The 8822-nt window shown below is 59.2% G+C and carries 6 protein-coding genes and 2 tRNA genes; 6 read left to right on the top strand and 2 right to left on the bottom strand.

Going from position 1 to position 8822, the window contains the following annotated elements; genetic code table 11:
* Nucleotides 1-251 precede the first annotated feature (251 nt).
* Nucleotides 252-728, bottom strand: a complete 477-nt coding sequence (gene bcp / locus AB8C10_RS08350; protein WP_070738798.1) for a thioredoxin-dependent thiol peroxidase — start codon at nucleotides 726-728, stop codon at nucleotides 252-254.
* Nucleotides 729-914: 186 nt separating this feature from the next.
* On the opposite strand from bcp, the gene AB8C10_RS08345 reads away from it, so the two are divergent.
* A tRNA-Lys gene (locus AB8C10_RS08345) sits at nucleotides 915-987 on the top strand.
* Between the two features lie 622 nt (nucleotides 988-1609).
* Here AB8C10_RS08345 and AB8C10_RS08340 read toward each other — a convergent pair.
* Entirely contained in the window at nucleotides 1610-2149 is a 540-nt protein-coding gene (locus AB8C10_RS08340) for a hypothetical protein (protein WP_049356598.1), read from the bottom strand.
* Between the two features lie 461 nt (nucleotides 2150-2610).
* Here AB8C10_RS08340 and AB8C10_RS08335 point away from each other — a divergent pair, with 461 nt between their 5' ends.
* The 5 genes from AB8C10_RS08335 to metG all read left to right on the top strand — a co-directional run bounded on the left by AB8C10_RS08335 (nucleotide 2611) and on the right by metG (nucleotide 8602).
* Nucleotides 2611-4413 carry an acetolactate synthase large subunit gene (locus AB8C10_RS08335; RefSeq protein WP_368867458.1) on the top strand — a complete coding sequence of 601 codons (1803 nt, stop codon included), beginning with the start codon at nucleotides 2611-2613 and terminating at the stop codon, nucleotides 4411-4413.
* Nucleotides 4413-4913, top strand: coding sequence for an acetolactate synthase small subunit (gene ilvN / locus AB8C10_RS08330; RefSeq protein ID WP_070593899.1), 501 nt, complete (start codon nucleotides 4413-4415; stop codon nucleotides 4911-4913). The genes AB8C10_RS08335 and ilvN overlap by 1 nt, the downstream gene beginning before the upstream one ends.
* Before the next feature lie 237 nt (nucleotides 4914-5150).
* Nucleotides 5151-6179, top strand: a complete 1029-nt coding sequence (gene ilvC, locus AB8C10_RS08325) for a ketol-acid reductoisomerase (RefSeq protein WP_313986572.1) — start codon at nucleotides 5151-5153, stop codon at nucleotides 6177-6179.
* A 213-nt stretch (nucleotides 6180-6392) separates the two neighbouring features.
* A tRNA-Lys gene (locus AB8C10_RS08320) sits at nucleotides 6393-6465 on the top strand.
* Nucleotides 6466-7057: 592 nt separating this feature from the next.
* The gene (metG, locus tag AB8C10_RS08315; RefSeq protein WP_368867457.1) at nucleotides 7058-8602 is read left to right on the top strand and encodes a methionine--tRNA ligase; all 1545 of its coding nucleotides are present in this window, start codon (nucleotides 7058-7060) and stop codon (nucleotides 8600-8602) included.
* Nucleotides 8603-8822: the final 220 nt, after the last annotated feature.

The following is an 8822-nucleotide window of genomic DNA, read 5'->3' as shown; positions in this document are numbered from 1 at the left end:
GAACCCCCACGCCGTAAGGCACAGGAACCTAAATCCTGCGTGTCTGCCAATTTCACCACTCGCGCGCAGTGTCACCCCACATCCGAAGATGCATGCGTCTGAGGCAACAAAAAATTAGTGTACACCAGGAACCAAGGTTCGCCAAGCCTTAAAAGAAGCCCCCATAGGGCAAAAAGCCCGCAAGCACGCCGAACAGCAGCCTCCTCGAGAAGCCACCGAACGGCGATGCGCAAACCCTAAAAAGCACGACCTTACTTCGGGTCAATACCCAAATCACGACGCAACTTAGCCACATGACCCGTCGCACGCACATTGTACTGAGCCACAGAAATAACACCCTGCTCATCAATCACAAACGTCGAACGAATCAGACCCTCATACACCCTGCCGTAATTCTTCTTCTCACCCCACGCGCCATAGGCCTCAGCCACAGCATGATCAGCATCAGACAGCAGCGGGAACGTCAACGACTCCTTCTCCACAAAACGGGCAATAGCCGCCGGCGAATCCGGAGAAACACCCAACACCACGTAACCCAGCGACTTCAACGACGCCAAATTATCGCGGAAATCGCACGCCTCCTTCGTGCAACCCGGAGTCGAAGCCTTCGGGTAGAAATACAAAATCACCTTGCTACCCGCATAATCGCTCAGGCTGTGCTCCTTACCCGACGCGTCAGCAAGGGTAAAAGCAGGCGCCGGAGTACCCGGCTCAAGACGAACACTCATCAATAACTCCTCAAAACAATAAAAACTAGGGGAGGGGCGGATGCGCCCCACACAATACACACAGTCTAGTGTCCCACACACTCCACCCAAACAATGTGTCCAGGCTCACCTCATTTCAACTTGCGCACACCACAAAAAAGCGCGTATAGTATTTTCTTGTTGCGAGGGAAACCTTGAAACAAGCAAGCGCCTCTAGCTCAATTGGCAGAGCAATTGACTCTTAATCAATGGGTTCTGGGTTCGAGTCCCAGGGGGCGCACTTCACAAGAAATCCCGCTGATTCTTCGGAATCGGCGGGATTTTTGCGTTCCCCGAATAAATACAGTTCTGAGACTTGAGGTGTATATATCCTCTTTGCTCCTGCAGGGGACCCGTCCTCGCAGAGCTCGGACACCCTGATGTCGCAGCAGAGGATATATACACCTCCGCGTGTAATCGGTATTCGGGGTACGCTGCGGTCCCGCCGTGGTTGCGGTAGGTGCGCGGTGGTTCAGCGTGTGCGCCCCGTGCCTAGCGAACTGGGGCGGGGGGAGGGCTGTCGCCTTTTAGTGTGTTGCTTGGTGGTTTGGTGTTTTGTGTGTGGGGCGGGGGAGGCTGTCGCCTGTTTGGTCTGTTGCTTGGTGGCTGGTGTTTTGCGCGTGGGGCGGGGGAAGGCTGTTGCCTTTTAGCCTTTTGCGAGATAGTCAGTCTGGTGTGCGCAGAGGGGTCGGTGCCGTCCGTAGCGACATCAGGGTGCCCGAAGCGAAGCGAGGGCGGGTGCCCCTGTAGGAGCGAGGACGTGTACCGCCCCTCAAGCAGGCAATATAGCTGGGTGTAGGTACAGGAAAGCCCGCCGCAACCCTAAGAGTTGCAGCGGGCATTCACCTCAAAAAGTCACATGGCTACAGGACCGGCCAAATCCGCGTCACAAACTCACGGAAATCCTCAACATCCTTACCCTGCTCCAGCAGACCAGTGCCAAAACGAGTCGCAACCTCAGCATTATCCTCAAACGACAAATAAAACGAGCTGCCATTCACCGACTCAATCGTCACCGCATCATCACCCACACGGTAAGCATGCAGCGCATTCGTATTATCAATCGTCGTAGCCGTACCCGCAGGCGTCAAAGCAGGCAAATTCACCGGAGCAATAATCACCTCATCCGGCGCATCCTGATAACCCACAATAAAATGCTGCTGATCAGGATACTGATGCAACGCCAAATCAGGATTACGGTAAACCGCACGGCCCGTCGCATACACCAAATTGTATGCACCGTAATTAATAATCTGCTCGTCAAAAACCGGGTGCAGAACCCGAATAAGTTCCTCACCCGTCAAAAACTCGCTACTCTCAACAGAGTTACGGGGGTCAATAACCTCTGCGTACTTACTTGCTTCGGTCAGCTCATCAGCGACCGTGATAATCGGTTCGGTCATAGCTTCAGTCTACCGGGGCAACCAACGAAGGTCACGAGTATTCGCACATATTACGCGCCATGACGTCCAAAAATGCGAGTTTTTCTCACCTGTTCAAAAGAGCGCCCAAGAGTGCACGCACGCGCACAAGGTGTCCACATCATGAAAGAAAGTATTCGACCTGCGCCTTTATGAACAAAAACGGGTGTGTTGCCCGACAGAGATTTGACTCACCCCCTCTCGGGGCGCACCATAGAAGGGTGAAGACAGCAATGTTCCAGCGAATTCTAAACCTTGTCGACGTCGCCTAGGGCGAGTGGCAGGGTCTATTCACTGCGACTGAGCGCCCCTACCGCTACCACCAACAGCGAGGGGCATTTTTTATAGCTTGGTACCCCCGGGCATAGGATGCGTGAGAATCACACAAACCCCACGCAGAACATTGAGTACAACGAAGAACCATTAAGACACGAGGCATTTCCATGACCATGGGATTTTCCACTTCTGATGACGCGGCAAACGCTCCCGCAGAACGCATGACCGGTTCTCAGGCAATCGTCCGCACCCTCGAAGACCTGGGTGTGACTGACGTATTCGGCCTGCCTGGTGGAGCTATTCTGCCGACCTATGACCCCCTGTACGACTCCAAGAAGGTCCGCCACATCCTGGTCCGCCACGAGCAGGGCGCAGGCCACGCAGCCCAGGGCTACGCAGTGTCCAGCGGCAAGACCGGCGTGTGCATCGCAACCTCCGGCCCCGGCGCAACCAACCTGCTGACCGCAATCGCAGACGCAAACATGGACTCCGTCCCCCTCGTCGCAATCACCGGCCAGGTATCCACCGCACTGCTCGGCTCCGACGCATTCCAGGAAGCCGACATCGTCGGCATGGCAATGCCCATCTCCAAGCACTCCTTCATGATCACCGACCCGCAGGACATCCCCCGCGCACTGGCTGCAGCATTCCACATTGCATCCACCGGCCGCCCCGGCCCCGTGCTCGTGGACGTCACCAAGGATGCACAGGTCGGCATGATGGAATACCGCGGCATCCCCGAAGACCTGGAGCTGCGCGGCTACACCCCCGTCACCCGCGGCCACTCCAAGCAGATTCACGAAGCTGCAAAGTTCATCACCGAGTCCAAGCGCCCCGTCTTCTACGTCGGCGGTGGCCTGGTCCGCGCAGGTGCCTCCGAAGAGTTCCACAAGCTGGCTAAGCTCATCGGCGCACCCGTCGTCACCACCCTGAACGCTATCGGCGCGTTCCCCGACTCTGACCCCCAGAACCTCGGCATGCCCGGCATGCACGGCACCGTCCCCGCCGTCGCCGCAATGCAGAAGTCTGACCTGCTCATCACCCTCGGCGCACGCTTCGACGACCGCGTCACCGGTAAGCTCGACTCCTTCGCACCCGAGGCTAAGGTCATCCACATTGACGTTGACCCGGCAGAAATCTCGAAGATCCGCTTCGCAGACGTGCCGATCGTCGGCGACCTCAAGTACGTTCTGCCCGAGCTGACCGACCTGCTCTCCACCGAGTTCGCACAGCAGCTGCCGAACCTCACCGAATGGTGGAACGAGCTCAACGTCATCCGCAAGGATTACCCGCTCGGCTACGAGAAGCCCAACGACGGCCTCGGTTCCCCCGAGTACGTTCTCGAGCGCATCAGCGCTCTGACCGGCCCCGACGCATACTACGTCACCGGCGTTGGCCAGCACCAGATGTGGGGCGCACACTACATCCAGCAGGAAAGCCCCCGCCACTTCGTCAGCTCTGCAGGCCTCGGCACCATGGGCTACGGCGTCCCCGCCGGCATGGGCGCAAAGGTCGCACACCCCGACTCCACCGTGTGGATCATCGACGGTGACGGCTGCTTCCAGATGACCAACCAGGAACTGGTCACCTGCGCACAGAACAACATCCCCGTCAAGGTTGCCATCATCAACAACTCCTCCCTCGGCATGGTGCGCCAGTGGCAGACTCTGTTCTACAACGAGCGCTACTCCAACACCGACCTGAAGGACGGCCACGGCACCGTACGCATCCCCGACTTCGTCAAGCTCGGCGAAGCATACGGCTGCGCAACCTTCCGCTGCGAACGCGACGAAGACGTGGACGCAACCATCAAGGCTGCCCTCGAAATCAACGACCGCCCCGTCGTCATTGACTTCACCGTCAGCCCCCACGCCCTGGTCTGGCCCATGGTCCCGGCAGGCGTATCTAATGACAAGATTTGGATTGCGAAGAACACTTCGCCCGAGTTCGATCGTGAGGGAGAGAACTAATGTCTCAGCACACTCTGTCCGTTCTGGTAGAAGACAAGCCGGGCGTTCTCACCCGCGTCTCCGGTCTGTTCTCCCGCCGACTGTTCAACATCCTCTCCCTGGCTGTGGGCCCCACCGAAAACCCCGGTGTTTCCCGCATCACCGTCGTAACCGAAGGTGACGCCCACACCATCGAGCAGATCACCAAGCAGCTGAACAAGCTTGTTCACGTGCTGAAGGTCGTCGAGCTTCCGGCCGACTCCTCCACCCAGCGTGACCACATCCTGATCAAGGTCAAGGCAGACCCCGTAGTCCGCCTGCAGATCGTTCAGGCAGCCGACCTGTTCCGCGCATCCGTGATCGACGTTTCCCCCGAGTCCCTTGTCATCGAGGCAACCGGCTCCCAGGAGAAGCTCAACGCACTGCTGGACGTTCTCGAACCCTATGGCGTTCGCGAAATCGTCCGCGCAGGCACCATCGGCCTGGCACGTGGCCCCCGCGCCATGAGCGAGCGCATCTAACACCCACCAGGGTGCCACACCAACCCCGCACCAGCTGGGGATAGCAACGGGTATCGCACCGCTACAACCGGGAAAACCGGCAGCGATGCGATACCCGACCCTATGGGCTCACAGACCTTCCGGATACTTCAGATGCTGAGAAGTAATCTCGACAGCCCGCAACTAAACAGCTATCAAGTAGAATAGTGAATGTTGAGCCCAGCCTGGGCCGCATATCAAACTTACTGAGGAGAAGAAATGGCAGCAACCATTTTCTACAACGACGACGCAGACCTCTCCCTGATCCAGGGCCGCACCGTAGCAGTTATCGGTTACGGCTCCCAGGGCCACGCACACGCACTGAACCTGCGTGACTCCGGCGTGAAGGTCATCGTCGGTCTGTCCGAGGGCTCCAAGTCCCGTGCCAAGGCTGAGGCAGAAGGCCTGCGCGTCGCAACCGTTGCAGAAGCAGCAGCAGAAGCAGACGTCATCATGATCCTGACCCCGGACCAGGTCCAGGCAAAGGTCTACGCAGAGAGCATCGAACCCCACCTGAAGCCCGGCAACGCACTGTTCTTCGCACACGGCTTCAACATCCGCTTCGGCTACATCACCGCACCCGAGGGTGTCGACGTGGCAATGGTCGCCCCCAAGGGCCCCGGCCACACCGTCCGCCGCGAATACGAAGCAGGCCGCGGCGTTCCCGCCCTGGTCGCAGTCGAGAAGGACGCATCCGGCGAAGCACTCGCACTGGCACTGTCCTACGCAAAGGGCCTCGGTGCAACCCGCGCAGGCGTCATCAAGACCACCTTCACCGAAGAGACCGAGTCCGACCTGTTCGGCGAGCAGGCAGTCCTCTGCGGCTCCACCTCCCAGCTCGTCCAGTACGGCTTCGAGGTTCTGACCGAGGCTGGCTACCAGCCCGAAATCGCATACTTCGAGGTCCTGCACGAGCTCAAGCTCATTGTCGACCTGATGATCGAGGGCGGCATCGCTAAGCAGCGTTGGTCCATCTCCGACACCGCAGAGTACGGCGACTACGTCTCCGGCCCCCGCGTGATCTCCCCCGAGGTCAAGGAAAACATGAAGGCTGTCCTGGCAGACATCCAGAACGGCAACTTCGCAAAGCGCTTCATGGAAGACCAGGCTGCAGGCGCACCCGAGTTCAAGGAACTGCGCGCAAAGGGCGAGGCACACCCCATCGAGGCAACCGGCCGCAAGCTGCGCGAGCTGTTCTCCTGGAACACCGCTGACGACGACTACACCGAAGGTTCCGTCGCTCGCTAAGCTGTAGCTCAGCAATAGCTTTCTAAGAATCCGGCGCACCACCCTCACCCCGCTACAGGGGAGGGGTGGGGCGCCGGATTTCTGTCTAATGAGAGCCTGCTAAAACCCCAAAACAAGGGGTGTGATGCAGTTCATGCTCGCTCGAGTTGCGGGCGCCCACAAGATGCCGTATAGTATTTACTTGTTGCAGGGGAAAACCTGAAAAACAAATAAGCGCCTCTAGCTCAATTGGCAGAGCAATTGACTCTTAATCAATGGGTTCTGGGTTCGAGTCCCAGGGGGCGCACTTCAAAGAAAATCCCGCTGATTCTTAGGAATCGGCGGGACTTTTGCGTTCCCCTTGAAATACAGTTTTGAGGGCTGGGGTGTAGATATTTCCTCTTGCTCTGGTGTTCGATGCTTGGAAGACGGTATTCGCCCTCGTTCCTACAGGGGACCCGTCCTCGCTTCGCTTCGGACACCCTGATGTCACTACGGGCGATACCGTCTTTCTCGCTTGGTTACCTGATGGTGCGGTGGGGAATATCTATACTTCTGCGCATCTGTGGTTCAGGGGTTCACGGAATCCCGCCGGTTCGTTGGGGTGCGCGGTGGTTTTGTGTGCGCCCCGTGCCTAGCGAACTGTGGCGGGGGAGGCTGTCGCCCTTTTAGCCTGCTGCTTGATGGTTAGCCTGGTGCGCGCCGAGGTGTCGGTGCCGTCCGTAGCGACATCAGGGTGCCCGAAGCGAAGCGAGGGCGGGTGCCCCTGTAGGAGCGAGGACGTGCACCGCCCCTCAAGCAAGCCACATGGCAGCCTCCACCCGCGAACAACGAGTCACCGCGTATCAGAGTGTAACCCCGGTGAGAGCCTCGCCTAATACTGCGGTAAACTGAAAGTTATGACTGCAACTCCGTTCTACATCACCACCGCCATCTCCTACCCCAATGGCAACCCGCACATCGGCCACGCCTACGAAACCATCGCAGCCGACGTGCTAGCCCGCTTCAAGCGCCTCGACGGCTTCGACGTGCGCTTCATGACCGGCACCGACGAGCACGGCCAGAAGATGCAGACCACCGCCGAGAAGCTCGGTAAGACCGCTAAGGAACTCGCCGACGAGAACTCCGCACGCTTCAAAGCAATGAACGACGCGCTGAACATCAGCTACGACCGCTTCATCCGCACCACCGACCCCGACCACTACGTCGCATCCCAGGCAATCTGGAAGCGCATGGAAGAAAACGGCGACATCTACCTCGACAAGTACGCCGGCTGGTACTCCGTCCGCGACGAAGCCTACTACGCAGAAGACGAAACTGAAGTCCGCGACGGCCAGCGCTACGCCATCACCACCGGCACCGAAGTCGAATGGACCGAGGAAGAATCCTACTTCTTCCGCCTCTCCAAGTACGGCGACAAGCTCCTCGAACTCTACGCCAACGAGGGCTACGTCTTCCCCGAATCCCGCCGTAACGAACTGATCTCCTTCGTCAAGGGCGGCCTCAACGACCTGTCCATCTCCCGCACCACCTTCGACTGGGGTGTGCCCGTACCCGGCAACGACAAGCACGTCATGTACGTGTGGGTGGATGCGCTGACCAACTACCTGACCGGCCTCGGCTACCCCGACACCGACAACGAGCTGTTCACCAAGTACTGGCCCGCCGACCTGCACCTCATCGGTAAGGACATCACCCGATTCCACTCCATCTACTGGCCCGCATTCCTGTGGTCCGCCGGAATCGAACTGCCCAAGCGCGTCTTCGGCCACGGCTTCCTGCTCGTCAACGGCGAAAAGATGTCCAAGTCCGTAGGTAACGTCGTCGACCCCGCAAACCTCGTCGACGCATTCGGCCTGGACGCCGTGCGTTTCTTCCTCATGCGCGAGGTGTCCTTCGGCCAGGACGGCTCCTACTCCGAAGAGTCCATCATCAACCGCATCAACTCCGACCTGGCAAACAACCTCGGCAACCTTGCCCAGCGTTCGCTGTCCATGGTCGCCAAGAACTGCGGCGGTGCAGTGCCCACCCACGGCGAATTCACCGAGGCCGACCGCAAGATCCTCGACGAGGCGGCAGCCCTCTACGAGCCCGTCCGTGCAGACTTCGACGAGCAGGCATTCCACCGCGCACTCGACCGCATCTGGACCGTCCTCGCAGACACCAACGCCTACTTCGCGGAGCAGGAGCCCTGGACCCTGCGCAAGAACGGCGAACTCGACCGCATGAACACCGTGCTGTACGTGACCCTCGAGGTCGTACGCCAGGTCGCCCTGCTGCTGCAGCCCGTCATGCCCGACTCGACCGCCAAGCTGCTGACCCTGCTCGGCGTACCCGAAGGCGAGTCCCGCCAGTTCGCAGCCCTCGGCACCGCGCTCGTGCCCGGCACCGAACTACCTGCACCCGCACCGGTGTTCCCCCGCTACGAAGCACCCAAGGCATAACGGCTGCTTCTGGCATAGCGAATAGCGTATGAAAGCCCTCGGCTTCCTGACCCCGAATGGGGGAGGAGCCGGGGGCTTTTCGCATGCACATATATAGGGGTATGGGTGCGGGATAGATGTACCGGCTGAGACACCACTCATACTTAAGGATGAGGTCCGCGCCCCGACCAGCCCGCCTCAGGCTCATTTCAGCCCGTGGGATTAGCGATAGCCCCTGCGT

This window comes from Rothia mucilaginosa, assembly GCF_964210535.1.
Lineage (GTDB): Bacteria > Actinomycetota > Actinomycetes > Actinomycetales > Micrococcaceae > Rothia > Rothia mucilaginosa_F.
Note: the sequence above shows the minus strand (reverse complement) of the source record. Positions and strands in the feature narration are given on the sequence as shown.